This is a genomic window from Rhodobaculum claviforme (assembly GCF_016653255.1).
Taxonomy (GTDB): domain Bacteria; phylum Pseudomonadota; class Alphaproteobacteria; order Rhodobacterales; family Rhodobacteraceae; genus Rhodobaculum; species Rhodobaculum claviforme.
On record NZ_NHSD01000198.1, the window covers coordinates 1 to 23,336 of the forward strand.

26 protein-coding genes are annotated in these 23,336 nt (G+C 66.5%); 16 read left to right on the forward strand and 10 right to left on the reverse strand.

Annotated elements, in window-relative coordinates; translation table 11 throughout:
* Positions 1–162: 162 nt before the first annotated feature.
* A complete protein-coding gene (locus CCR87_RS06765) occupies positions 163–831 on the reverse strand; it encodes a Tim44/TimA family putative adaptor protein (RefSeq protein WP_201156797.1) in 669 nt (222 codons plus the stop codon).
* Positions 832–975: 144 nt separating this feature from the next.
* Here CCR87_RS06765 and CCR87_RS06770 point away from each other — a divergent pair, with 144 nt between their 5' ends.
* Together CCR87_RS06770 and secB are read left to right on the forward strand one after the other, a co-directional pair.
* A complete protein-coding gene (locus CCR87_RS06770) occupies positions 976–1,482 on the forward strand; it encodes an FxsA family protein (protein ID WP_201156798.1) in 507 nt (168 codons plus the stop codon).
* Between the two features lie 113 nt (positions 1,483–1,595).
* Positions 1,596–2,132, forward strand: a complete 537-nt coding sequence (gene secB / locus CCR87_RS06775; RefSeq protein ID WP_201156799.1) for a protein-export chaperone SecB — start codon at positions 1,596–1,598, stop codon at positions 2,130–2,132.
* Between the two features lie 33 nt (positions 2,133–2,165).
* On the opposite strand, the gene dnaQ is transcribed toward secB, so the two are convergent.
* Genes dnaQ through CCR87_RS06795 form a run of 4 tightly spaced genes read right to left on the reverse strand, consistent with a single transcriptional unit; the run spans position 2,166 to position 4,891 of the window.
* On the reverse strand, positions 2,166–2,855 hold the full coding sequence (gene dnaQ, locus CCR87_RS06780) for a DNA polymerase III subunit epsilon (protein WP_201156800.1): 690 nt from the start codon (positions 2,853–2,855) through the stop codon (positions 2,166–2,168).
* A complete protein-coding gene (coaE, locus tag CCR87_RS06785) occupies positions 2,848–3,453 on the reverse strand; it encodes a dephospho-CoA kinase (protein ID WP_201156801.1) in 606 nt (201 codons plus the stop codon). Before coaE ends, dnaQ begins: the two co-directional genes overlap by 8 nt.
* Entirely contained in the window at positions 3,450–4,295 is an 846-nt protein-coding gene (locus tag CCR87_RS06790) for a shikimate dehydrogenase (RefSeq protein WP_201156802.1), read from the reverse strand. Before CCR87_RS06790 ends, coaE begins: the two co-directional genes overlap by 4 nt.
* Positions 4,292–4,891: a Maf family protein gene (locus tag CCR87_RS06795; protein ID WP_201156803.1), complete on the reverse strand. Its 600-nt coding sequence runs from the start codon at positions 4,889–4,891 to the stop codon at positions 4,292–4,294. The genes CCR87_RS06790 and CCR87_RS06795 overlap by 4 nt, the downstream gene beginning before the upstream one ends.
* 413 nt (positions 4,892–5,304) lie before the next feature.
* Between CCR87_RS06795 and hemJ the strand changes: the two genes are divergently transcribed.
* The 7 genes from hemJ to CCR87_RS06830 all read left to right on the forward strand — a co-directional run bounded on the left by hemJ (position 5,305) and on the right by CCR87_RS06830 (position 12,661).
* A complete protein-coding gene (gene hemJ / locus CCR87_RS06800; protein ID WP_201156804.1) occupies positions 5,305–5,751 on the forward strand; it encodes a protoporphyrinogen oxidase HemJ in 447 nt (148 codons plus the stop codon).
* Between the two features lie 135 nt (positions 5,752–5,886).
* Positions 5,887–7,179, forward strand: coding sequence for a transcription termination factor Rho (gene rho / locus CCR87_RS06805; RefSeq protein WP_201156805.1), 1,293 nt, complete (start codon positions 5,887–5,889; stop codon positions 7,177–7,179).
* A 7-nt stretch (positions 7,180–7,186) separates the two neighbouring features.
* Positions 7,187–8,476, forward strand: a complete 1,290-nt coding sequence (mnmE, locus tag CCR87_RS06810) for a tRNA uridine-5-carboxymethylaminomethyl(34) synthesis GTPase MnmE (RefSeq protein ID WP_201156806.1) — start codon at positions 7,187–7,189, stop codon at positions 8,474–8,476.
* A complete protein-coding gene (mnmG, locus tag CCR87_RS06815) occupies positions 8,477–10,345 on the forward strand; it encodes a tRNA uridine-5-carboxymethylaminomethyl(34) synthesis enzyme MnmG (RefSeq protein ID WP_201156807.1) in 1,869 nt (622 codons plus the stop codon).
* A gap of 31 nt (positions 10,346–10,376) precedes the next feature.
* Positions 10,377–10,949 (forward strand): 16S rRNA (guanine(527)-N(7))-methyltransferase RsmG, encoded by a 573-nt coding sequence (rsmG, locus tag CCR87_RS06820; RefSeq protein WP_242511896.1) that lies wholly within the window; start codon positions 10,377–10,379, stop codon positions 10,947–10,949.
* A gap of 19 nt (positions 10,950–10,968) precedes the next feature.
* On the forward strand, positions 10,969–11,760 hold the full coding sequence (locus tag CCR87_RS06825; RefSeq protein WP_201156821.1) for a ParA family protein: 792 nt from the start codon (positions 10,969–10,971) through the stop codon (positions 11,758–11,760).
* Positions 11,761–11,770: 10 nt separating this feature from the next.
* A complete protein-coding gene (locus CCR87_RS06830) occupies positions 11,771–12,661 on the forward strand; it encodes a ParB/RepB/Spo0J family partition protein (RefSeq protein ID WP_201156808.1) in 891 nt (296 codons plus the stop codon).
* Here the strand turns inward: CCR87_RS06830 and hemW are convergent.
* The 3 genes from hemW to rph are packed head-to-tail and all read right to left on the reverse strand — an operon-like array spanning position 12,652 to position 15,136.
* The gene (hemW, locus tag CCR87_RS06835) at positions 12,652–13,803 is read right to left on the reverse strand and encodes a radical SAM family heme chaperone HemW (protein WP_201156822.1); all 1,152 of its coding nucleotides are present in this window, start codon (positions 13,801–13,803) and stop codon (positions 12,652–12,654) included. The genes CCR87_RS06830 and hemW overlap by 10 nt on opposite strands.
* 14 nt (positions 13,804–13,817) lie before the next feature.
* Positions 13,818–14,426: an RdgB/HAM1 family non-canonical purine NTP pyrophosphatase gene (gene rdgB, locus CCR87_RS06840; RefSeq protein ID WP_201156809.1), complete on the reverse strand. Its 609-nt coding sequence runs from the start codon at positions 14,424–14,426 to the stop codon at positions 13,818–13,820.
* Positions 14,423–15,136 (reverse strand): ribonuclease PH, encoded by a 714-nt coding sequence (gene rph, locus CCR87_RS06845; RefSeq protein ID WP_201156810.1) that lies wholly within the window; start codon positions 15,134–15,136, stop codon positions 14,423–14,425. The genes rdgB and rph overlap by 4 nt, the downstream gene beginning before the upstream one ends.
* A gap of 157 nt (positions 15,137–15,293) precedes the next feature.
* Between rph and hrcA the strand changes: the two genes are divergently transcribed.
* The 7 genes from hrcA (at position 15,294) to CCR87_RS06880 (ending at position 21,643) form a co-directional block, all read left to right on the forward strand.
* Positions 15,294–16,358: a heat-inducible transcriptional repressor HrcA gene (gene hrcA, locus CCR87_RS06850; RefSeq protein WP_201156811.1), complete on the forward strand. Its 1,065-nt coding sequence runs from the start codon at positions 15,294–15,296 to the stop codon at positions 16,356–16,358.
* Between the two features lie 28 nt (positions 16,359–16,386).
* Positions 16,387–16,950, forward strand: a complete 564-nt coding sequence (locus tag CCR87_RS06855; protein ID WP_201156812.1) for a nucleotide exchange factor GrpE — start codon at positions 16,387–16,389, stop codon at positions 16,948–16,950.
* Positions 16,951–17,031: 81 nt separating this feature from the next.
* Positions 17,032–18,411 carry a GntP family permease gene (locus CCR87_RS06860; protein WP_201156813.1) on the forward strand — a complete coding sequence of 460 codons (1,380 nt, stop codon included), beginning with the start codon at positions 17,032–17,034 and terminating at the stop codon, positions 18,409–18,411.
* A gap of 434 nt (positions 18,412–18,845) precedes the next feature.
* Positions 18,846–19,004 (forward strand): light-harvesting antenna LH1, beta subunit, encoded by a 159-nt coding sequence (pufB, locus tag CCR87_RS06865; protein ID WP_201156814.1) that lies wholly within the window; start codon positions 18,846–18,848, stop codon positions 19,002–19,004.
* Positions 19,005–19,016: 12 nt separating this feature from the next.
* Positions 19,017–19,172, forward strand: a complete 156-nt coding sequence (locus tag CCR87_RS06870; RefSeq protein WP_201156815.1) for a light-harvesting protein — start codon at positions 19,017–19,019, stop codon at positions 19,170–19,172.
* A gap of 278 nt (positions 19,173–19,450) precedes the next feature.
* Positions 19,451–20,857, forward strand: coding sequence for an MFS transporter (locus tag CCR87_RS06875; RefSeq protein ID WP_201156816.1), 1,407 nt, complete (start codon positions 19,451–19,453; stop codon positions 20,855–20,857).
* A 93-nt stretch (positions 20,858–20,950) separates the two neighbouring features.
* The gene (locus CCR87_RS06880; RefSeq protein ID WP_201156817.1) at positions 20,951–21,643 is read left to right on the forward strand and encodes a hypothetical protein; all 693 of its coding nucleotides are present in this window, start codon (positions 20,951–20,953) and stop codon (positions 21,641–21,643) included.
* Positions 21,644–21,662: 19 nt separating this feature from the next.
* Here the strand turns inward: CCR87_RS06880 and queG are convergent, their stop codons facing one another.
* Both queG and CCR87_RS06890 read right to left on the reverse strand, forming a co-directional pair.
* Positions 21,663–22,739 (reverse strand): tRNA epoxyqueuosine(34) reductase QueG, encoded by a 1,077-nt coding sequence (queG, locus tag CCR87_RS06885; RefSeq protein WP_201156818.1) that lies wholly within the window; start codon positions 22,737–22,739, stop codon positions 21,663–21,665.
* Between the two features lie 38 nt (positions 22,740–22,777).
* Complete coding sequence (locus tag CCR87_RS06890; protein WP_201156819.1) at positions 22,778–23,206, reverse strand: FKBP-type peptidyl-prolyl cis-trans isomerase; 429 nt, start codon at positions 23,204–23,206, stop codon at positions 22,778–22,780.
* Positions 23,207–23,336 lie beyond the last annotated feature (130 nt).

The following is a 23,336-nucleotide window of genomic DNA, read 5'->3' on the forward strand; positions in this document are numbered from 1 at the left end:
GCAGGGGCCGCGCGCTGCGGCCGGAGGGGGCGCGTCGTCTCGGCGATGCGCCGCCACAGGTCCTGTTCATCGGCGCGCAGGCTGCGCGGCGCGCGGCGCCGGCTCATGCGCGGGGGCGGGCGTGCCCGGATGCCGCGACGGGACGGGCCAGCCCGGACACGCTCAGTCCCCCGTCGCGACGAGCTGCCAGTTGGGATCGTCCACCCCCATGCGGCGGGCAAACGTCCAGGTGTCGCGCTGGCGCTTGATCTCGTTGGGATCGCCCTCGACGATGTTGCCGTCGGCGTTGCGCACGGCCGAGGTCAGCTCCGCCTCGAAGCGGACGGTGATCTCGCCCTCGGCGGTTTCGCTGTCGAAGTGGGCGCCGGTGATCCGCACATCCCGCAGGCCGACGAAATTCGCCTCGACCGTGAGGCCCTGGTTCTCGCGGGCCTCCACGACTTCCATGAAGCTGTCGTACACGTCGCGCGACAGGAACGGCACGAGGGCATCCATGTCGCCCTTCTCGAAGGCCATGAGGATCATCTCATAGGCCTGCCGGGCGCCGTGCAGGAAGTCGCCGACGTGGAAATCGGGCTCGGCCTCCTTCATGGCGCGCAGGGCGGTGGCCTCGTTGCTGGCCTCCGGCACATGGTCGATGATGTCGGTGTCGGGGCCACCCTCGATCACCTCGAAATCCCGGCGACCGGCACTGCGGACCGGCGCATCGGGGCGATCTGTCACGGGCGGTTTCTCGAACCCCTCGCGGGTGCCGAGCACGCTCTTGAGCCGGAGCACGAGAAAGATTGCGATACCGGCAAGGACGAGAAGCTGTAGCACGGCGGAATCCATGATGACCTCGCGGGACGGAGGGAAGAGGTTGGGTAGCACAGGGCGAGACAGTATGTAAGGCGCATGACCGGGTGAGTCCACCTTGCCCGCCAACGCGGCCGGATCGTCCCCCCGGACACCGAGCCTTGACCCAGGGAGCGTGCCATGTGGCTGTTCGTGATCTTCGTCGCCGTCCCGCTCATCGAGATCGCCCTGTTCATCCAGGTGGGCGGCTGGCTGACGCTGTGGCCCACGCTGGCGGTGGTGGTCGCCACGGCCATGATCGGCACCGCGCTGGTGCGCCGGCAGGGCACGCAGATCCTGCGCGAGGCGCAGCGTGCACTGGACGAACTGGGCGATCCGCTGGCGCCGCTGGCGCATGGCGCGCTGATCGTGCTGGCGGGCGCGCTGCTGCTGACGCCGGGGTTCCTGACGGATGCCATCGGCTTTGCACTGCTGGTGCCGGGGGTGCGCACGTCGGTGCTGCGCTGGATCGTGCGCAACCGTGTGCATGTGCGGGTGTTCGGCGCCGCGCCACATGGTCACGCCCGCGGCCGGACCCAGCCCCGGCGCGAAGACGTGATCGAGCCGGACTTCCGCGATGTCACCGACCCGCCACCGCGCCGCGAGGGCCAGCCCCCCAGCCGCTGGGTCAAGCCCGACGACGACTGATCCCGCCGCCCGCCGATCTGGCTGCCCGCCGTCCGGTGCGGCATTGAGCCGCCGGGACCAAGGTGGTAACACACGCCCGACCTTGTATTGGCAGACATTCCCAGGAGCTTGAAATGGCCGAAACCGGCAATGGCGGCGCTGCGCCCGCGACCCCCCAGCAACCCCAGGGCGGCGACGCCCAGCCGCAGGTCCGGGTGCAGATCGTCGCGCAGTACATCCGCGACATGTCCTTCGAGAACGCCTTTGCCCAACGCGGCGGCAAGACCGAAGGCGTGCAGCCCGACATCAAGGTGCAGGTCAGCCTCGACGCCCGCAAGCGCGAGGACACCGAGAACCAGTACGAGGTGGTCACCAAGTACAAGATCAACTCGTCCAACAAGGCCGACGGAGCCGCGTTGTTCCTGCTGGAGCTGGAATACGCCGGGGTGTTTCTCGTCGACGGCATCCCGCAGGAGCAGCTGCACCCGTTCCTGCTGATCGAGTGTCCGCGCCTGCTGTTCCCGTTTGCCCGGCGCATCGTCAGCGACGTCACGCGCGACGGCGGCTTCCTGCCGCTGAACCTGGACCTGATCGACTTCATGGCGCTGTACCGTCAGGAGCTTCAGCGCCAGGCCGAGCTGCGCAAGGCCCAGGGCACCCAGCCGAGCTGAGCCCGCAGCCCCCCGGTCCGCCGGGGGGCGCCCTCAGTCGAAGCGGGACCAGACCGCGTCGGCGCCCAGTTTCTCGCGCAGGCGGGCGTGGGCCTCGGCCTCGGTGTCGGTGATGCGCGCGGGCAGGGGGCGCGGGCGCGGGGGAATGCGCCACGCGCTGTCGGTGCGGCGCGCCATCCCGGTGGTCCGGGTGGCCAGCTGGAAATCGGGCTGGCGGCCGCCGATCAGCTCCAGATACACCTCGGCCAGAAGCTCGCAGTCGAGAAGCGCGCCGTGCTTTTCGCGGGCGGCGTTGTTGACCCCGAACCGGCGACACAGCGCATCCAGCGACGCGGGCGAGCCCGGGAACCGGGCGCGCGCCATCGCCAGCGTGTCCAGCGCCCGATCGGACGGCAACGCGGGGCGGCCCGCGCGCGACAGCTCCGCATTCAGGAACCGCATGTCGAAGGCGGCATTGTGGATCACCAGACGGGCGTCCCCCACAAAGGCCAGGAAGCTGTCCACCACACGCTCGAATGGTGGCTTGTCGGCCAGAAACGCATCGTCGAGGCCGTGCACCTCCTGCGCCTCGGCGGGCACGGGGCGGCCCGGGTTGATGTATTCATGCCAGGTGCGGCCGGTGGTGACGTGGTTCACAAGCTCCACCGCCGCGATCTCGACGATGCGGTGACCCTCGGCGGGGTCGAGGCCCGTCGTTTCGGTATCAAGAACAAGTTCACGCATGGCGGTTCCCCCGAATCCGGTCCAGCAGTCGCTGCACGTCGCCCCGCGCGCTGTCCAGATCCGTCGTGGCGATCACGTGATCGGCCCGCGCACGTTTTTCGGCGTCCGGCATCTGGCGGGCCATCAGCGCGGCAAAGGTTTGCGGCGTCATGCCGGGCCGGGCCAGAACGCGGGCACGCTGCACCGCCTCGGGGGCGCTGACGACAGCGACGGCGTCACAGGCGCGGTCCGCCCCGGTTTCAAACAACAACGGCACATCGAGAACCACGACAGGCTGCGCCTGCGCCGCGGCCCGGGCGACAAAGGCGGCGCGGTCGGCAGCCACAAGCGGGTGCACGCCACCTTCCAGCCGCGCCAGCCCGTCGGGTGTCCGCGCGACCCAGGACTTGAGCGCCGCACGATCCACCCCGTCCGGCCCCACCGCATCCGGGCACAGCGCCGCCACAATGGGCACAGCGGCACCATCCGCGGCATAAAGCGCATGCACCGCCGCGTCGGCATCCCACACCGGCACCCCGGCATCGGCGAACATGCCGGCCGTGGTGGTCTTGCCCATGCCGATGGAGCCGGTCAGCCCAAGCACGAACGGCCGCGTCATCCCGCGAGAACCGCGGCGCGGGCGGCCTCGTCAACCTCGGGGCGCTGTCCGAACCACCGCTCGAAGCCCGGGGCGGCCTGGTGGAGGAGCATCCCGAGGCCGTCGACGGTCGTACAGCCGATCCGGGCGGCGTCCTCCAGCAAGGCGGTGCGCAAGGGCGCATAAACCAGATCGCAGACCACCGCCTGCGGGCTCAGCGCCTCCAGCGGCACGCGCAGGTCGGGCTTGCCGGTCATTCCCAGGGCGGTGGTGTTGACCACCGTGGCGGCCTGGTCGAGCATGTGGCCCGCCTCGACCCAGTCATACACGACCACGCGCGCCCCGAAATCGGCGCGCAGCGCGTCCGATCGGGCGCGGGTGCGGTTGGCCACGCGGATCTCGGGCACACCGGCCTCCAGCAATGCCACGACAACGGCACGGGCGGCGCCGCCCGCCCCCAGCACGGCCGCCGCCCCGGCGGGCGGGTGCCAGTGCGGCACCTCCTGCCGCAGGTTCGCGAGAAAGCCATAGCCGTCGGTGTTGTCCGCATGCAGTCGGCCATCGGCGCGATATGTCAGCGTGTTGGCCGCTCCGATCAGCGAGGCGCGATCCGACACCGCATCCGCAAGCTGCAAGGCGCGCTCCTTGTGCGGGATGGTCACGTTACAGCCGACAAAGCCCATGCGGGGCAGCATCGCGATCACCTGCGCGAAATCCGCCTGCGACACCTCCATCGGGACGTAGTGGCCGCGAATGCCATAGCGCTGCAGCCAGTGTCCGTGCAGGGCGGGCGAGCGGCTCTGCCCGATCGGCGATCCGATAACGGCGGCCAGCGGCGCGGTGGGGGAGGGGTCCGATGTCATGCCTCGATCACTCCGATACGGCCAAGATGAACAAGAAGCGGGATCAGAGGCAGCCCGAGCACCGTGAAATGCGATCCCTGGATGTCGGCAAACAGGCGTACGCCGTCCTCCTCGACCTTGTAGGCGCCGACGGTCTGCGCCAGTTCGGGCCAGCCGCGCTCCAGATACGCCTCGAGGAACGCATCGGAAAACTCCCGCATCAGGAGCGTGGCGTGATCGAGGTGGCGCCACACCGGCACGCCATCGCGATACAACACGGCGGCCGAGATCAACTGGTGTGACTGTCCCCGCAACGCGCGCAAGCGGGTGCGGGCCTCTGCGATGTCACCGGGTTTGCCGAGGACGGCGCCTTCGAACACCATGACCTGATCGCAGCCGAGAACCAGCGCGCCCGGCCGCCGTTGCGAGACCTTGCGCGCCTTCTGCTCGGCCAGGGCATCGGCCACGTCCCGTGGCGCGGCACCCTCGGCCACGAGGGCGGCCTGCAGGGCACCCTCATCGATGCGGGCCGGCACGACCTCGGGCGACAGCCCGGCGCGGCGCAGCAGTTGCGCGCGGATGGCGGACCCGGAGGCGAGGATGAGGGGCTCGGACATGGCGGGAGAAATCAGGAGTAACCTTGGGGATATGTGGGCGTGGAACCTGTCGGTAGCCTCCGGGCCCCGAAGCTTGCACCATATGATCGCCCTCCGTCACCGGTTTGTCCACCTGTGCGCACCGACTGATCGCGGCCTGTGGATATCTCGGGCCGTCGAAGTTGTGCCGACCAGACTGTGCACAGGGGCGACGCGAGATTCACATCATAACATCCTGCAGCACAGCGATATTTTTCCGAGCTGAACCGATACGCAAGTTTGCACACAGGGTTTTCCACAGGGTTGGCACTGTGGATGTGCCGGGGGACGGGCTGTGTGGCGCGAGCTATCCACAGCGCTACTATCAACCACAATCTTTTCATTTCATTAAAACAGAATTAGTAGGCTGGGCACGCAAGCGCAGGGTGGGCGGCATGGACTGGCTGATCGGGTACTATCTGTGGATCCGGGCGTTCCACATCATGGCCGTCATCGCGTGGATGGCCGGGCTGTTCTACCTGCCGCGCCTGTATGTCTATCACGTCGAACAGGTGGCGACCGGAACCCCCACGGATGCGCTGTTCCAGACGATGGAAGAGAAACTGCTCCGAATCATCATGAACCCGGCGATGATCACAGCCTGGATCCTTGGCCTCGCCCTCGTGCTGATCCCGGGGGTGGTGCAGTGGGACATGGTCTGGCCGTGGACGAAACTGGCGGGCCTGGCCGGGATGACCTGGTTTCACATGTGGCTGGCCAGGCGCAGAAAGGCGTTTGTTTCCGGCAACAACGACCTGACCGGCCGACAGTACCGGATGATGAACGAGGTGCCGACGCTGCTCATGGTGCTGATTGTGGTGTCGGTTGTCGTCAAGTTCTGACGACAGCTCCCGACCCGGCCGCGTTGACAGACCAGCGCGCCGCGTGTAGCGCTGGTGGCCCGTTCCGTCCGGAGCGGATCGTTTCCACGCACCCGGATCAAACTCGACGTGCAAGACCGGGAGGTTCCCGCGCCCATGTCCCCTCTTGACGAGTCCCTCTCCGACCAGAAGTTGAATCTGGCCGACCTGAAGCGTCTGAGCCCTGCGATCCTGCTGGAGATGGCAGAGGAGCTGGAGATCGAGAACGCATCCTCGATGCGCAAGGGCGAGATGATGTTCTCGATCCTGAAGGAGCGCGCCGAAGAGGGCTGGGAGATCTCGGGCGATGGTGTGCTGGAGGTGCTTCAGGACGGGTTCGGGTTCCTGCGGTCGAAGGAAGCGAACTATCTTTCGGGGCCGGACGATATCTATGTCTCGCCCGAGACGATCCGGCAGTTCGCGCTGCGGACCGGGGATACGGTCGAAGGCGTGATTTCCGCGCCGGGCGACAACGAACGCTATTTCTCGATGATCCGCGTCACCCAGATCAATTTCGACGCGCCCGAGCGCGCCCGTCACAAGGTGCACTTCGACAACCTGACGCCGCTGTACCCCGATGAGCGGATGACGATGGAAACCGACGACCCGACGACCAAGGACCGGTCGGCGCGGATTATCGACATCGTCTCGCCCCTGGGCAAGGGACAGCGGGCGTTGATCGTCGCGCCGCCGCGGACCGGCAAGACGGTGCTTTTGCAGAACATTGCGCACTCGATCGCCAGCAATCACCCGGAATGCTACCTCATTGTCCTCCTGATCGACGAACGGCCGGAGGAAGTGACCGACATGCAGCGCAACGTGAAGGGCGAGGTCGTCTCCTCGACCTTTGACGAACCTGCGACGCGCCATGTTGCCGTCGCGGAAATGGTGATCGAAAAGGCCAAGCGGCTAGTGGAACACAAGCGGGACGTGGTGATCCTGCTGGATTCGATCACCCGGCTCGGCCGGGCGTTCAACACGGTCGTGCCGTCGTCGGGCAAGGTCCTCACCGGTGGTGTGGACGCCAACGCGCTTCAGCGCCCGAAGCGGTTTTTCGGCGCCGCGCGCAACATCGAGGAAGGCGGATCGCTGACCATCATCGCGACGGCGCTGATCGATACCGGCAGCCGCATGGATGAGGTCATCTTCGAGGAATTCAAGGGCACCGGGAATTCGGAAATCGTGCTGGACCGCAAGGTTGCGGACAAGCGCGTGTTCCCGGCAATCGACATTCTGAAGTCCGGCACCCGCAAGGAGGAGCTGCTGGTTGACAAGGGCGATCTTCAGAAAACCTTTGTGCTGCGGCGGATCCTGAACCCGATGGGCACGACGGATGCCGTCGAGTTCCTGATCTCCAAGCTGAAACAGACAAAGTCCAACGGGGACTTTTTTGACTCCATGAACACCTGACACAGCCATGCGAGCGGATACGATCTTTGCGCTGGCCTCGGCGCGGGGTCGGTCCGGGGTGGCCGTGGTGCGGATCTCGGGGGACCGCGCACATCAGGCTGTGCGCGCCCTTTGTGGGGAGCTTCCTGCCGAACGGCGGGCCAGCCTGAGGACGCTTCGCTGGAACGATGATGTTCTGGACGAAGCGATTGTTACCATATTCGGAGATGGGCGCAGTTTTACCGGCGAAGCCGTTGCAGAGTTGCATCTGCATGGCAGTATCGCTGTCGTCTCGGCGGTGCTCGGTGCGCTGGGGCGGATGGAAGGGCTGAGGCCCGCGCAGGCTGGCGAATTCACCTGGCGCGCGATGGAGAACGGCCGCCTCGACTTCACCCAGGTCGAAGGGTTGGCGGATCTTCTCCTTGCCGAGACCAATGCGCAGCGAAGACAGGCACAGCGGGTGCTGTCGGGCAGCATCGGGCGGACCGCCGACGGCTGGCGGGTGTCCCTGATTCAGGCTCTGGCACTGCTGGAGTCGACCATCGACTTTGTCGATGAGGACGTGCCGGCTGAAGTGACAGAGGAAGTCACCCAGGTGATTTCGGCAGTGCGTGTATCCATGGGGTCCGAGCTCCGAGGTGTTCGCGCAGCGGAACGGATTCGGGACGGATTCGAGGTGGCGATCGTTGGTCGCCCAAATGTCGGGAAGTCGACACTGCTGAACCGGCTCGCTGGTCGTGATGCGGCCCTGACATCTGAAATCGCTGGGACGACCCGTGACGTCATTGAAGTCCGCATGGATATTGGGGGCATGGCGGTCACGTTGCTGGATACAGCGGGTTTGCGTGACTCGGACGATGCAATCGAGGAACTGGGGATCGCAAGAGCGCGTCAACGGGCCGAGACTGCGGATCTTCGGGTCTTCCTGGTGGAGGAGGGGGAAAATCCGGATTCTGACCTTTGGCGACCGGGAGACATTGCGGCTCTTTCGAAGGGCGATCTGTACCCTGAGGCCGCACATGGCGTATCGGGGCTGACGGGCGGCGGGATCGACAATCTGGTGTCGCGGATCGAGGCGCAGTTGGTGGAGCAGGTTGCCTCCGTCGGGACATTGACCCGCGTACGACATGAAAATGCTGTGCGAATGGCGGTCGAGGCGCTGGTGCGCGCAGAGGCGGGTTTGCTGAACGGCGACGGATATGAGATTGTATCCGAAGAGTTGCGTGTTGCCGCACGAAGCCTCGAGGTCCTCGTGGGACGGCTGGACGTCGAAGATATACTTGATCAAGTGTTTTCAAGCTTTTGCATCGGGAAGTAGGTGTTTCACGTGAAACATGCAGATGTCATCGTCATCGGAGGCGGGCACGCAGGGACCGAGGCGGCTCATGCAGCAGCCCGTATGGGTGCCACGGTTGTCCTGTTGACGCTACAGGCCAACAGCATCGGCGTGATGTCGTGCAACCCCGCAATCGGTGGGCTCGGCAAGGGCCACCTGGTTCGCGAGATCGACGCTCTTGACGGCGTCATGGGAGTTGTCGCCGATGCAGCCGGAATTCAGTTCCGGCTGTTGAATCGGAGCAAAGGCCCTGCGGTGCAGGGTCCTCGGGCGCAGACTGATCGAGATCTGTATCGATCCGCAATGCAGCGAGAAATCACATCGGTGCCACGTCTCGAGGTGATGGAAGGCGAGGTTATTGATCTTGTCATATCTGGCGATTCCGTCACTGGCGTGGTGCTGGCTGACGGTCAGAAACTGCAAGCCGCGGCCGTCGTTCTGACGACTGGAACCTTTCTCCGTGGTGTGATCCATATTGGGGACCGCACGATCCAAGGCGGGCGCATTGGTGAAGCGCCGTCTGTCCGGCTGGCAAAGCGCCTCACGGATTTGGGTTTGCCAACAGGGCGACTCAAGACCGGAACACCGCCTCGTCTGGACCGGCGGACGATCGACTGGTCAGAGTTGGAAAGCCAGCCGGCAGATGATATCGCGACGATGTTTTCCTTCCTGTCGTCGAGGCCGATAGCCGAGCAGGTTTCCTGCGGTATCACGACGACAAATCGGGAGACGCATCGGATCGTGCGAGACAACCTCCACCGGTCAGCGATGTACAGCGGGCGAATTGCGGGGAAGGGGCCGCGCTATTGCCCCTCGATCGAAGACAAGGTTGTGCGCTTTCCCGATAAGGACGGGCACCAGGTCTTTCTTGAGCCGGAAGGTCTGCAGAGCGATACAGTCTATCCCAACGGGTTGTCCTGTTCGCTGCCCGAGGACGTGCAGATCAATTATGTTCGATCGATCGGGGGCTTGGAAGGCGCCGAAATCCTCCAGCCGGGATATGCGATCGAATACGATTTCATCGACCCGCGGTCACTGCGAAGCTCGCTTGAGCTGAGGGCTGTGAACGGCCTGTTTTTCGCCGGGCAGATCAATGGGACGACGGGGTACGAGGAGGCCGCCGCGCAGGGCCTTGTGGCAGGGCTCAATGCGGCATGCAGGGCGCTTGGACGACCGGCTGTAGTCTTTGGGCGGAGTGACAGCTACATCGGTGTGATGGTGGATGATCTTGTGACGCGCGGGGTGACCGAGCCTTACCGGATGTTCACGTCACGCGCCGAATACAGGTTGCAGCTCCGGGCGGATAATGCGGACCAGCGTCTCACCCCGATGGGGATGGAAATTGGCTGCGTGGGTGAGGTGCGGGCCGAGGTGTTCGGTCGGAAGATGGACGCCTTGGAATACGGAAGGGGAGTGCTGTCGAAGGTACGCATCAACAGAGCCGCCGCATCCACGCTGGGCATCCAGCTCGGAAGGGATGGGGCGGTCCGGTCTGCCCTGGAACTGCTGAGCGCTCCTGATATGGATGTTGAGCGGTTCGGCGTCCTGGAACCTGATGTACTGTTGTTTTCGGCTGAAATCAAAGAGCAACTTAAGCGAGACGCCATGTACGCCCCGTATCTGGAGCGCCAGGCGGCCGATGTGGCGCGTCTCCTGCGGGACGAAGCGCTTCTGATTCCCGAGGACCTCGATTTTGACGCCATCGGTGGCTTGTCCAATGAAATCAAGGAGAAGTTCCGCCGGCACCGTCCGTCCACAATTGCCCAAGCTGGGCGGATCGAGGGAATGACACCTGCGGCCCTGACTCTGCTGCTTGCCCATATTCGCGGACTCAGCCGTGCTGCGGGATAGGGGTCCATCGCAGAATGTTCCACGTGAAACATTGAACAGGCTCAATACCTTCGTCGAGCTTTTGAGAACCTGGAACAGCAAGATAAACCTCGTGAGCCCAGCGACGCTCAATGACGTATGGACCCGCCATATCGACGATTCACTTCAACTCGTCGATTTCGCTCCAGGAACTGCCAGTCGCTGGGTGGACCTTGGCAGTGGCGCTGGTTTTCCGGGCCTCGTGGTTGCCATTGCAGCGGCGGAGAGCAGGCCGAGCCTAAAGATCACGCTTATCGAGAGCGACCAGCGCAAGGCTGCGTTTCTTGTGACGGCTGCCCGTGCATGTGGGGTCGACGTTGCCGTGGTTGCTGACAGAGTTGAAAGCACACGCCCTCAGAATGCGGATGTGGTAAGTGCACGGGCTCTGGCCCCGCTCACCCGTCTTCTGGGCCTTGCTGAACGGCATTTGGCGGCCTCTGGTGTGGCCCTGTTCTTGAAGGGCGGACAATCTGAGGCAGAGATCGCGACAGCGCTTGAACACTGGCGCTTTCAGGTCCACAAACATCCAAGCAAGACCAGTGCCGAAGGCGTCGTTCTAGCTGTCGAGGATATTTCCCGTGTATGATCCGCTTGCGCAATCCCGGATGGGCCCTCGGGTCGTTGCCATTGCCAACCAGAAGGGCGGGGTGGGCAAAACGACGACTGCAATCAACCTTGCAGCTGCGTTGGCCGAGATGGGCAAGGCGGTTCTGCTGATCGACCTGGATCCACAGGGCAACGCCTCCACTGGACTCGGTATCGCGATCACCGAGCGGACTCTGACAAGCTACGACCTCCTTCTCGACGGGGCCAGGTTGACAGACGTGATTCGCACCACGCCGATCGCGGGGGTCAGCATCTGTCCGGCAACCACCGATCTGTCATCGGCAGACATCGCCATGGCAGAGACGGAGGGCCGAACATCGCTGTTGCGCGAAGCCCTGGATGCAGCCACCCTGCAGCGGTTTGATTACGTCTTTCTGGATTGCCCGCCGTCGCTCAGCCTGTTGACCTTGAATGCAATGGTTGCGGCACATTCCGTGCTTGTGCCGTTGCAGGCGGAGTTTTTCGCGCTGGAAGGGCTGTCCCAGTTGATGTTGACGCTGCGCAGCGTGCGCGAGAGCGCAAACCCCGATCTCCGGATCGAGGGGGTTGTTCTCACAATGTATGATCGGCGCAACAATCTCGCACAACATGTGGAGGCCGATGCCCGCGAGACCATGGGCGATCTCGTATGCCGCACCGTGATCCCCAGGAATGTGCGGCTGAGTGAGGCGCCGTCGCATGCCCAGTCGGTGCTGACCTACGATCCCGCGTCCAAGGGCAGCTCGGCCTATCGCGCCCTTGCGCGGGAAATCATCGAGCGGCACGACCAGTCATCCAGAATCCCTGCCTGAGGACATCCCAATGAGCGAACGCAAGGAGCGGCGCGGTCTCGGACGTGGTCTGTCCGCCCTGATGGCGGAGGTCAGCCATGATGCCGCCGCACCGACGGCGCCGTCCCGTCCCGATCTGGTGGTTCCGGTCGAGCAGCTGCATCCCAACCCGGAACAGCCGCGTCGTCATTTTGCCGCCGAGGCGTTGGAAGAGCTCTCCGCGTCGATCCGCGCCAAGGGGATCATTCAGCCCCTGATCGTGCGTCCGATCCGGGACCGGGCCGATCACTACGAGATCGTGGCCGGTGAGCGTCGCTGGCGCGCCGCACAGATGGCGCAGCTCCACGATGTGCCGGTGATCGTACGCGATTTCAGCGACACCGAGGTTCTTGAAGTCGCGATCATCGAGAACATTCAGCGCGCCGATCTCAACCCGTTGGAGGAGGCGCTTGGGTTTCGCCAGTTGATGGACCGCTTCGGCCACACCCAGGAGCGTCTGGCCGCAGCCCTCGGAAAAAGCCGGAGCCATATCGCCAATCTGCTTCGCCTTCTGCAACTTCCCGAAGAAGTTCAGGTGCATCTGCGCGAAGGGCGCCTCACTGCCGGACATGCACGCACGCTCGTGACGGCGTCTGATCCCGAATCTCTCGCAAAAAAGATTATTGACAAGGGTCTTTCTGTCCGTGCGGCCGAGACCCTCGCCCGTGACTCAGCGCGGACCGACGCTCCGACGACGCCGCGGTCGGGGTCACGTGCCCCCAAGGACGCGGATACACGGGTGCTCGAACAGGATCTGTCGGCCAATCTCGGGATGTCCGTCGTCGTGGATCATCGTCCGGGCGGGGAAGGGCGGGTCACGATCCAGTACAAGACCATCGAGCAGCTGGACCAGCTGTGTCAACTCCTCGGCGGTCACGGCTGATCCGACAGCAACCGCCGCAAGACACTGTTGAGGATCAGCCGTCCCCGGGCCGAGGCGGTCATGCGGCTGCCATCGAGCGCAATCAGCCCGTCATCCACAAGCTCTTGCAGGCCGGCAACCTCCAGCCCCAGTGTCCGTAGCCGGCGGAGGTCCACACCCTCCGACAGGCGCAGGCCCATCATCAGCACTTCGGCCGCCGCGTCAGGTCGCGCCAGCGGTTCGCTGCTGTCCACATCGATCCCGGCTTCGGCCCGTGCCAGCCATGCCCCGGGGGCTGACGGTGCGACTGTGGCGCAGCGCTCCCCGGCGATGGTCAGGCGTCCATGCGCTCCGGGGCCGACCCCGGCCCAGTCGCCGCACCGCCAATAGATCAGGTTGTGCTGCGACATCGCCCCTGGCCGGGCATGGTTGGACACCTCGTAGGCGTCCATCCCGGCGGCCGAGCAGACCTCCTGCGTCACCTCGTACAGGTCGGCCGACAGGTCCTGATCGGGCAGGCCGCGCAGGCCACCGGCCGCCAGACGCGCCGCAAAGGGTGTGCCGTCCTCGATCGTCAACTGATAGAGTGACAGATGATCGACCGCCATCGACAGCGCCTCATGCAACTCCCGCTTCCACTCCGCTGCCGACTGATCCTGCCGGGCATAGATCAGGTCGAAGCTGACGCGCTCGAAATGAGCGCGCGCGACGTCAAAGGCGGCGCGGGCCTCCGCCACGCTGTGCATCCGTCCCAGCCGTCGCAGAGCGTGGTCATCAAGTGCTTGGATTCCCATGGAAACACGGTTCACACCGGCATCGCGATAGCCACGGAACCGCCCCGCCTCGACCGAGGTGGGGTTGGCCTCCAGCGTCACTTCCAGATCGTTGGCGGTGGGCCAGCCCCCACGCACGGCGTCCACGACGGCCGCCACGGTGTCGGGCTGCATCAGGGATGGGGTGCCGCCGCCGATAAAGATCGACCGGACAATCCGATCCGGCACCAGGGCTGCAACCCGCGCGATGTCCCTGCGATAGGCGTCGGCCCAGCGTTTCTGGTCAATCTGCGCCGTGACATGGCTGTTGAAGTCGCAATAGGGGCATTTTGCCTGACAAAAGGGCCAATGCAGATAAACGCCAAAACCGCCGTGGCGCCAATCGTCCACCGGTTCGGGCGCCGCTACAGGCACCCGGCCACGAACCTGGCAAAGGCGTCGGCGCGGTGGCTGATACGGTTCTTTTCCCAGCGGTCCATCTCGCCGAAGGTCATCGACCATCCGTCGGGCTGAAAGATCGGGTCATAGCCGTGCCCCTGGTCGCCGCGCATCGGCCAGACGATCCGGCCCTCCATACGCCCCTCGAACACGGCATCCGTCCCGTCCGGCCAGGCCAGCACCAGGGTGCAACAGAACGCGGCACGCCGTGGTTCCGGGGCGCCTGCGTCCTCAAGCGCCTGCCAGGTGCGGCGCATCGCCATGTCGAAGTCGCGCCCCGTCGGGGTTTCGGCCCAGTCGGCAGTATAGACGCCGGGCGCCCCGTCGAGGGCGTCCACCGCCAGACCCGAATCATCGGCCAGCGATGGCAGCCCGGTGGCCCGCGCGGCGGCATGGGCCTTGATCCGTGCATTGCCGACAAAGGTCGACTCGGTCTCCTCGGGTTCCGGCAGCCCCAGCGCCCCGGCCGAGGTCACGTCGACGCCGAACGGCTCCAACAGTGCCGCGATCTCTTCCAGCTTGCCGGTGTTGTGGGTGGCGACCACCAGCCGGTCGCCCCGCGCCAGACGTGTCATGTGGTGGCGGCCTTCTGGACGGCCACAAGCGCGGTGACCCCGGCCTCGGCCAGCCCCATCAACTGGTCCATTTCGGTGCGCGAGAATGTCGCCCCCTCGGCCGACATCTGCACCTCGATCAGGCGGCCCGCGCCGGTCATCACGAAGTTGCCATCCACGCCCGCCACGCTGTCCTCGGCGTAGTCGAGGTCCAGCACCGGCTGTCCGGCATAAACCCCCGCGCTGATCGCCGCGACATGGTCCACGATGGGGTCCGAGGCGATGACCCCGGCTTTCAGCAGCTTGTTCACCGCCAGCCGCAGCGCCACCCAGCCGCCGGTGATCGCCGCGCAGCGCGTGCCGCCGTCGGCCTGGAGCACGTCGCAATCCACCGTGATCTGCCGCTCGCCCATGGCCGAGCGGTCGATGCCCGCGCGCAGCGACCGTCCGATCAGGCGCTGGATCTCCACCGTGCGGCCGGTCTGCTTGCCCGAGGCGGCCTCGCGGCGGTTGCGGGTGGTGGTGGCGCGCGGCAGCATGCCGTATTCCGCCGTCACCCATCCCAGCCCGGTGTTCTTGAGGAACGGCGGTGTACGCTCCTCGATCGAGGCGGTGCACAGCACATGCGTGTCGCCCATGCGCACCAGGCACGAGCCTTCGGCGTGCCGCGTCACGTTCGTCTCGATCGTCACCGACCGCAGGCTGTCCAGGTCGCGCCCCGATGGCCGCATGTGTGATCTCCTTGGTTCTCTTGGTTGCATGCTGTTATCGTTGGCGCCCTGACCTGCGCAAGCCCGGCGATCCTCACCCTGGGGCCGACCCGGGAGCTCGAGCCGATTGACCCGGGCGCGCGCGTCCCCATATCACTCCAAGGCTCGGGATCACATGATGCAGGACGCAGGCAGCATTCTATCGGAACTCAACGACCGCTCGCGCGAGGTGTTTCGGCGCGTGGTCGAGGGGTATCTGGAGTCCGGCGATCCGGTCGGGTCACGCACGCTGACACGCTCCATGACCGAGAAGGTCTCGGCGGCGACCGTGCGCAACGTCATGCAGGATCTGGAATACATGGGACTGCTGGGCAGCCCCCATGTGTCGGCCGGGCGCATTCCCACGCAGATGGGTTTGCGGCTGTTCGTCGATGGTCTGCTGGAGGTCGCGCCCGTCACCGACGAGGACCGCGAGGCGCTGGATGCCACACGTGGAACCAACGAGCATGACGTGACCGGCCTGCTGGACCGGGTGGGCGCCGCGCTGTCGAGCATCACCCGCGGCGCCTCGGTCGTGCTGGCGCCCAAGCGCGAGGCTGCGATCCGCCACATCGAGTTCGTCAGCCTGTCGTCGGACCGGGCGTTGGTGGTGCTGGTGTTCGCCGATGGCAATGTCGAAAACCGCGTGTTCACCCCGCCGCCGGGTCAGACCCCGTCGTCGCTGCGCGAGGCGGCGAATTTCCTCAGCGCGATCGCCCAGGGGCATACCCTGTCGGAGCTGCGCGGGCGCATGCGCAGCGAGATCGCCCGCCGCCGCCAGGAGATCGACCTGCTGGCGCGCGACCTGGTCGAATCGGGGTTTGCGACCTGGGAAAACGAGGGGGAGCCGCACGAGCGGCTGATCGTGCGCGGGCAATCGAACCTGCTGTCGCCGCCGGCGGCCGCGGACGAGCTGGACCGCATCCGGTCGCTGTTCGACGACCTGGAGCGCAAGCGCGACATCGCCGAGTTCCTGGAGCTGACCGAGGAGGGGGCCGGGGTGCGCATCTTCATCGGCTCCGAGAACAAGCTTTTCTCTCTGACCGGTTCCTCTCTGGTGGTGTCTCCCTATATGAACGCCGAGCGCCGGGTGATCGGCGCGGTGGGGGTGATCGGCCCGACGCGTTTGAATTACGGTCGCATCGTTCCCATCGTGGATTATACCGCCCAGCTTGTCGGCCGCCTGCTGAACGAGCGCGGCTGACCCCCCCTGAGGCTTGCAGAGGAAGACCATGGCAGAAGCACGCAACCAAGAGGCATATCCCGACACCGGGGCGCCCGCGCCCGAGGAGGCGCCCGCGATGGACGCGGACACCGCGGCGCTGGAGGACCAGATCGCCGCGCTGGAGGCCGAGCGGGACGCCATGCGCGAGCGCATGATGCGCGCCCTTGCGGATGCCGAGAACAGCCGCAAGCGCGCCGAACGGGACCGCCGCGAAGGGCTGATGTACGGCGGCGCCAAGCTCGCGCGGGACATGCTGCCGGTCTATGACCATCTGACGCGTGCGCTCGATGCCATCGACGAGGTCGGCCGCGAGACCGCCCCCGGCCTGGTCGAAGGCCTGAACCTGACGCTGCGCGAGCTGGTCAATGTTCTGGAAAAGCACGGTGTGCAGCGCGTCCTGCCCGAGGTCGGTGACGCCTTCGATCCGCACAGCCACCAGGCCATGTTCGAGGCGCCGGTCCCCGATACCCGCGCCGGTGACATCATCCAGGTGATGGCCGCGGGGTTTCGCATGCACGAGCAGCTGTTGCGCCCCGCGCAGGTCGGCGTGTCCTCCACCCCCGCGGGCTGACATCGCCGCGGGCCGACGGGCGCCATTGCACCGCCGCGCCGCAGCGTTCAGGCTCTGCGGTGCGCCAACACGGGGGCGGCCATGCTGGGAATCGCGGTCATCGTCGCGGCGCTGGCGGCGCTGATATGGCTGGCCTATCGCGGTGTCAGCCTGTTGTTGCTGACGCCGGTGCTGTCGGTGCTGGCCGTTCTGCTTGCCCAGGGCGGCCCGCTTCTCGCGACCTATACCCAGGTGTTCATGCAGGCGACGGGCGGCTTCATCGTCCAGTATTTTCCGTTGTTCCTGCTGGGTGCCGTCTTTGGCAAGCTGATGGAGGCGTCGGGCTCCGCACGGGTTCTGGCGGATGGAATCATCCGGGGCCTTGGCCCCTCCCGCGCGATCCTGGCGGTGATCCTGTCCTGCGCGGTGATGACCTATGGCGGGGTGTCGCTGTTTGTCGTGGCGTTTGCCGTGTGGCCCATCGCCTCGGCGCTGTTCCGCGAGGCGGATCTGCCGAAGGTGCTGATTCCGGCGACCATCGCGCTGGGGGCCTTCACCTTCACCATGACCGCGCTGCCGGGTACTCCGGCGATCCAGAATGCGATCCCGATGCCGTATTTCGGTACCGATCCGTTTGCGGCCCCGGGGCTGGGGGTGATCGCGGGGGCGCTGATGCTGGGGCTGGGCTGGCTGTGGCTGGAATACCGCGCGCGCCGGATCGGGCCCGGCTATGGCGCCGATGCCGGGGCCGACGCGGACGCGGGGCCTTCGGTTCCGCCCTCGCTGTTCGTGGCCGCGCTACCGCTGGTGCTGGTCCTCGCGCTCAATCTTCTGTTCACCTTCGGGGTGATTCCCCGGCTGGAGACCGCCTATCTGGCGCAGCCACTGTACGGGCAGACCGATGTGGGCGCGCTGCGCGGGGTGTGGTCGATCATCGCCGCGCTGAGCTTTGCCTCGCTCGCGCTGGTGGCGCTGAACTGGCGCCGACTGGCGGCCCGGCTGTCCGAGACGCTGGACGCGGGCGCGCGCGATTCGCTGATGCCGATCTTCAACACCGCAAGCCTGGTGGGGTTTGGCGCGGTCATCGCATCGCTCGGGGCGTTCGGGCTGATTCGTGATTGGGTGGTGACGGCGGGCGGGGACAACCCGCTGATCTCGCTGGCGATCGGGACCAGCCTGCTGGCGGGGATGACGGGGTCGGCATCGGGGGGCATGTCGATCGCGCTGGCCACCCTGGGCGACACCTACCTGGAGATGGGCCGTGCCGCCGGCGTGTCGCCCGATCTGCTGCACCGGGTGACGGCGGTGGCGACGGGGGGCCTTGATGCGCTGCCGCACAACGGGGCTGTCATCACGCTGCTGACGATCTGCGGGCTGACCCACCGCGAGGCATACCGCGACATCGCCATGGTGGCGGTGGTGGGGCCCATCGTGGCGCTGGTGGTTCTGATTGCGCTCGGAACGGCGTTCGGCAGCTTCTGAGGCGGGCTTGCCGGTCGAATCAGCTGTTCCGGGGGCGGATGGGGGGGCGGCACCCCGGCTCCGTCAATTTGCGTGCAACCGGCCAGCGCCGCGTGACATCGCGCCTGCGCGCCCCAATCCGACGGCTTGTTCCCCACAACCCTCTGAGGGCATTGCACCTTGGCGGCCCGGCCGGGTGGCCGCGACGATTTGTACGCGCAAAATGCATGATTTCCGGTTGCAATTTCCATCCGGGGACGCGCAGAAACTTCATGTCAATCGAAGCTGACACTTGAAACTGTCCAGAGTATCTGACAGTCTCGGCTTGCGCCCAACGACCTTCGACGGTTTGACGGGTGTGTGATGCCCCGCATGCCGCAGGGCAATTCAGGGACGGGGAACGGGGGACCGCCTGCCCGACCTGAAGTCACTCTGGACAAAACGGAGGAACTCGTATGTCCGACGACAATCCCGACAAGGTCTGGCCGACCGGCTTGACGCTGAAGGAAGCCGAAGAGGTACATAGCTACATCATCGACGGCACCCGGGTCTTCGGGGGGATCGCTCTCCTCGCCCACATCCTGGTCGCGCTCGCGACCCCGTGGCTCGGCTAAGGAGGTCATCCCATGAACAATGCGAAGATCTGGCTCGTGGTGAAGCCCGGCGTCGGCATCCCGATGCTGCTGGCGGCCGTCGCCATCGCCTCGCTGGTGGTGCACGTCGGCATCGTGGTCAACACCGACTGGGTTGCCAACTATCACCAGGGCGTCCCGATGCAGTGATCCGGCTCCGGCCGGCCGCCGCGACGGCGCAGGGGTCGCCAGGGTTCTCCCCGGTGCCCTGGACGACCCGAGCGCCGCGGTGACGCCGGTCCGACCGGATCATTGCATGCCCCGCACCCGTGCCTGCATTGCGCGGGACGGTGCGGGGTCTGCAACGCGGGTTCCCGGCGCTCCCGGGGCCCCGCAAACCAGAACTCATCCGCCCGTAACAGGCTGCTTGCCCCGTGCCTGCCCGCCCCGCCGCATCCCGAGGGGGTCGGCCCAAGGAGGCCGCAAGAGTGTTCGACTACCGCCGCATCGCCCTGACACAGATCTCGCGCATCGGGACGCGCTTTTTGCCCTTTGCCGATGTCGCCACGGGCGATGTGCCGTTGAAACGGCTGCTGCGGCTGTCGCTGTTCCAGGTGACGGTCGGGATGGCTCTGGTGCTGCTTTACGGCACGCTGAACCGCGTGATGATCGTGGAGCTGGGCGTGCCCGCCACCATCGTCGCCGCCATGCTGGCACTGCCGCTGGTGTTCGCGCCGTTTCGCACGCTGATCGGATTTCGTTCGGACAACCACCGCTCGGCCCTTGGCTGGCGGCGGGTTCCCTATATCTGGCGTGGTACGCTGCTGCAGTTCGGCGGCTTTGCGGTGATGCCGTTTGCGTTGCTGGTGCTGTCGGGGTTCGGTGAATCCGGTGACGCGCCCCGCTGGATCGGCATTTCCGCCGCCGCGCTGTCGTTTCTGCTGGTCGGCGCCGGGGCGCACATGGTGCAGACCGTGGGCCTCGCGCTTGCCACCGATCTGGTCCCCGAAGAGGACCAGCCCCGCGTCGTCGGCCTGATGTTCGTGATGTTCCTGCTCGGCATGGCCGTCAGTGCGCTGATCTTCGGCTGGCTGCTCAAGGATTATTCCCCGCTCCGCCTCATCCAGGTCATCCAGGGGGTGGCCGTGGTGACGGTCGTGCTCAACATGCTGTGCCTGTGGAAGCAGGAGGCGCGCGACCGCACCCGCGCCATGGCCACCACCCCGCAGCCTGAGTTCCGCGAGGCCTGGGCCCGCTTTGCCGCCCGTCCCGGTGCCGTGCGCCTGCTGGCGATGATCGGGCTGGGCACCGCCGGCTTCGGCATGGCGGATGTGCTGATGGAGCCCTATGGCGGGCAGGTTCTCGACATGACCGTGAGCCAGACGACACAGTTGACGGCGGTGCTTGCGGGTGGCGGCCTTCTGGGCTTCGCCATCGCCTCGCGCGTGCTGATGCAGGGGGTGGACCCCACGCGATTCGCCGCGCTGGGGGCCGTGCTGGGCGTGCCGGCGTTTGCCGCTGTGATCGCCGCGGCCTTTGCGCAGATGACGCCGATGTTCGTGGCGGGCACGTTCCTTGTGGGGTTTGGCGCCGCGCTGTTCAGCCATGGCACGCTGGTTGCGACCATGCGCTCGGCCCCGCGTGAGCAGGTGGGCCTCGCGCTCGGCTCCTGGGGGGCGGTACAGGCGACCTGCATGGGGATCGCCGTGATGATCGGCGGGCTTGCGCGCGATCTGCTGATGCTGCGCGGCGGGCCGGACATGGCCCCCGAGCATGCCTATGTCCCCGTCTTTGCGTTCGAGATGGTGCTGCTGCTGGCGGCGCTGGCGGTGGCCGCGCCGTTCCTGCGCGCCGGCGTCGTTGGCGCGGCGCGTGCGAGTGGCTATGTTCGTTGAACGGGGCAGTGACGTTCGGGTCCGCGCTGCCTTTCCGGGGCGGCGGGACCCTTTCATGCGGCCGCCAAGGGGCCGGAAATCGACGGAGGACACATGACTACGATCGTCACACGCGCCTACAAGGACCTCGACACGGCCAAGTCCGTGGTGGAGGCCCTGCGCGCCGAGCGCCATCCCGACCGGGACATGGACCTGTTCAACAAGGGTGACGCCAACCTCGCCGACAAGCTGGCGGCGGCCAAGGTTCCGGCCGAGGCCGTTCCGGCCCTCGTCAAGGCCATCGAGGGCGGCAAGCCCGTCGTCGTCGCCCGGGCCGAGATCACGCCCTTCGGCGCCGCCGCGCGCGCCAAGAACGTGCTCGACGCCTTCAACCCGGTGACGGTGCAGGGCACCGACGGGGACTTCTATCTGTCCACCGTCCCGCTGGATGGCACCGCCGAGACCATCGACAGCACCCATGGCCGGTTCTTCACCACCGTCCAGGACATCCGCGCCAAGCGCAACTGGAGCTTCTCGGCCATGATGGGTTGGAAAATGAAAAGCGATCGCCGGCCGGCCCCGCACCTCGTCCACCGCGGGCGCAAGCTGTTCACCGAGGGCTACATGCCGCTGCTGTCGGACCGCAAGCCGGTCGAGGGCGCGATCTATCGCGAGAAGAAGCTGTTCTCGGCGGGCTTCTATCCGATGCTGTCGGACCGCAAGCCGGCGGATGGCTTGGTGATGAAGGACCACCCCTTCATGTCGCAACGCTTCTGGAAGGCTCCGCTCCTGTCCGAGCGGCGCTGAGCCATGGCGCGGGGGCCGGTCATCCCGGCCCCCCCACCAGCCGCCCCAGTGCCCAGACGGCGGCCTCCGCCACCGCGGGGTCGGCATCCGATGTCAGATCGGCCGCGGCGGGCACGAGTCCGGGTGTGCCGGAATTCCCGATGGCATAAAGCACATTGCGCACGAACCGGTCCCGTCCGATCCGCTTGATGGGCGAGCCCGAGAACCGCGCCCGGAACCCCGCATCGTCCAGCGCCGCCAGTTCCGCCAGTGGGGGCGCCACCAGATCGGCCCGCGCGGCGTATTTCGTCTCGGTCGCGGCGATGGCGAACTTGTTCCACGGGCAGACCGCCAGGCAATCGTCACAGCCATAGATCCGGTTGCCGAGGCCGGGGCGCAGATCCGGGTCGACCGGCCCGCGATGCTCGATCGTCAGATAGGACACGCAGCGCCGCGCATCGAGCTGGTACGGCGCCGGAAAGGCCCGGGTCGGGCAGATATTCAGACAGGCAGTGCAACTGCCGCAATGCTCCTCCTCCGGCGTGTCGCGGGGCAGCTCCAGCGTGGTGAACAGTGCCCCCAGGAACACCCAGTTGCCCAGATCACGGCCCAGAAGGTTGGTGTGCTTGCCCTGCCAGCCCAGCCCCGCGGCCTGCGCCAGCGGCTTTTCCATGACCGGGGCCGTGTCCACGAACACCTTGATCGCGCAGCCGGTCTCCTCGACCAGCCAGCGGCCCAGACGCTTCAGGCGTTTCTTGACCACGTCGTGGTAATCGCGCCCCCAGGCATAGACCGAGACCGCGCCCCGGGCGGGGTGCTTCAGGACCTCCAGCGGATCCGCGTCAGGGGTGTAGGGTTCGGCCAGCATCACCACGGACCGCGCGTCGGGCCACAGCGCCGCGGGATTGGCGCGCCACGCCGTGCGGTCCGCCATCCAGCTCATCTGTCCGTGGCGCCCGTCCTCCAGAAACTCCGCCAGCCGGGCGGGCGCCTGCGGGATGGCGTCGGGCGCGCACACGCCCATCGCCGCAAAGCCTTCGGCCAACGCGCGGGCGCGCAGACGGGCCTTCAGGGCGGCTGGATCGGGCAGGGCGGCGGGGTCGGGCGCGGCGGGCATGGCTGACAGATAGCCCCCCGCCGCGCCCGCGCAAAGCCTCAGACGATTTCCACGAGCTCGATCGCGAAGGTGAGGTCCTGGCCCGCCAGCGGATGGTTGGCGTCAAGCACCACCACCTCGTCGGTGACGTCGGTCACGGTGACGGGCAGGGTGCGGCCATCGGGGGTCTGCACCTGCAACCGGGTGCCGGGATCGAGGGGGATGTCCTCGGGGACCTGCGCGCGGGGGACCTGTTGCAGCCCTTCGGGCTGGTGGTCGCCATAGGCCTCGGCGGCGGGCACGGCGACGACCTTCTTCTCGCCCACGGTCATGCCCGGCAGCGCATTGTCGAGGCCGGGAATGATCTGGCCGGAGCCGACGACGAATTCCAGCGGGTCGCGCCCGGCCGAGCTGTCGAAGCTGGAGCCATCGGACAGCGTGCCATCGTAATGAATACGGACGGTGTCGCCCGCCTTGACGGTGCTCATGGTCTACCTCGTTTTCTGGGGGGGATGAATTTCGAAGGCCGCCGTCGGGCGGGTGCTTCGCTGCGACCCCCAAGGTGGTCGCTGAGGCCGCGCGTGTAAACCCCCACCCCGCGCGGGCGGGGGTGGGTGC

What these genes read in the sequence shown, in the direction of transcription:
- mnmE (WP_201156806.1), top strand. Translation starts at nt 7,187, where the DNA reads ATGCGAGCGGATACGATCTTTGCGCTGGCCTCGGCGCGGGGTCGGTCC.
- CCR87_RS06825 (WP_201156821.1), top strand. Translation starts at nt 10,969, where the DNA reads ATGGGCCCTCGGGTCGTTGCCATTGCCAACCAGAAGGGCGGGGTGGGC.
- secB (WP_201156799.1), top strand. Translation starts at nt 1,596, where the DNA reads ATGGCCGAAACCGGCAATGGCGGCGCTGCGCCCGCGACCCCCCAGCAA.
- CCR87_RS06795 (WP_201156803.1), bottom strand. Translation starts at nt 4,891, where the DNA reads ATGTCCGAGCCCCTCATCCTCGCCTCCGGGTCCGCCATCCGCGCGCAA.
- CCR87_RS06880 (WP_201156817.1), top strand. Translation starts at nt 20,951, where the DNA reads ATGACTACGATCGTCACACGCGCCTACAAGGACCTCGACACGGCCAAG.
- CCR87_RS06790 (WP_201156802.1), bottom strand. Translation starts at nt 4,295, where the DNA reads ATGACATCGGACCCCTCCCCCACCGCGCCGCTGGCCGCCGTTATCGGA.
- queG (WP_201156818.1), bottom strand. Translation starts at nt 22,739, where the DNA reads ATGCCCGCCGCGCCCGACCCCGCCGCCCTGCCCGATCCAGCCGCCCTG.
- CCR87_RS06860 (WP_201156813.1), top strand. Translation starts at nt 17,032, where the DNA reads ATGCTGGGAATCGCGGTCATCGTCGCGGCGCTGGCGGCGCTGATATGG.
- CCR87_RS06855 (WP_201156812.1), top strand. Translation starts at nt 16,387, where the DNA reads ATGGCAGAAGCACGCAACCAAGAGGCATATCCCGACACCGGGGCGCCC.
- CCR87_RS06770 (WP_201156798.1), top strand. Translation starts at nt 976, where the DNA reads ATGTGGCTGTTCGTGATCTTCGTCGCCGTCCCGCTCATCGAGATCGCC.
- coaE (WP_201156801.1), bottom strand. Translation starts at nt 3,453, where the DNA reads ATGACGCGGCCGTTCGTGCTTGGGCTGACCGGCTCCATCGGCATGGGC.
- hemJ (WP_201156804.1), top strand. Translation starts at nt 5,305, where the DNA reads ATGGACTGGCTGATCGGGTACTATCTGTGGATCCGGGCGTTCCACATC.
- CCR87_RS06830 (WP_201156808.1), top strand. Translation starts at nt 11,771, where the DNA reads ATGAGCGAACGCAAGGAGCGGCGCGGTCTCGGACGTGGTCTGTCCGCC.
- pufB (WP_201156814.1), top strand. Translation starts at nt 18,846, where the DNA reads ATGTCCGACGACAATCCCGACAAGGTCTGGCCGACCGGCTTGACGCTG.
- CCR87_RS06765 (WP_201156797.1), bottom strand. Translation starts at nt 831, where the DNA reads ATGGATTCCGCCGTGCTACAGCTTCTCGTCCTTGCCGGTATCGCAATC.
- rph (WP_201156810.1), bottom strand. Translation starts at nt 15,136, where the DNA reads ATGCGGCCATCGGGGCGCGACCTGGACAGCCTGCGGTCGGTGACGATC.
- rho (WP_201156805.1), top strand. Translation starts at nt 5,887, where the DNA reads ATGTCCCCTCTTGACGAGTCCCTCTCCGACCAGAAGTTGAATCTGGCC.
- CCR87_RS06870 (WP_201156815.1), top strand. Translation starts at nt 19,017, where the DNA reads ATGAACAATGCGAAGATCTGGCTCGTGGTGAAGCCCGGCGTCGGCATC.
- dnaQ (WP_201156800.1), bottom strand. Translation starts at nt 2,855, where the DNA reads ATGCGTGAACTTGTTCTTGATACCGAAACGACGGGCCTCGACCCCGCC.
- rdgB (WP_201156809.1), bottom strand. Translation starts at nt 14,426, where the DNA reads ATGACACGTCTGGCGCGGGGCGACCGGCTGGTGGTCGCCACCCACAAC.
- CCR87_RS06890 (WP_201156819.1), bottom strand. Translation starts at nt 23,206, where the DNA reads ATGAGCACCGTCAAGGCGGGCGACACCGTCCGTATTCATTACGATGGC.
- hrcA (WP_201156811.1), top strand. Translation starts at nt 15,294, where the DNA reads ATGCAGGACGCAGGCAGCATTCTATCGGAACTCAACGACCGCTCGCGC.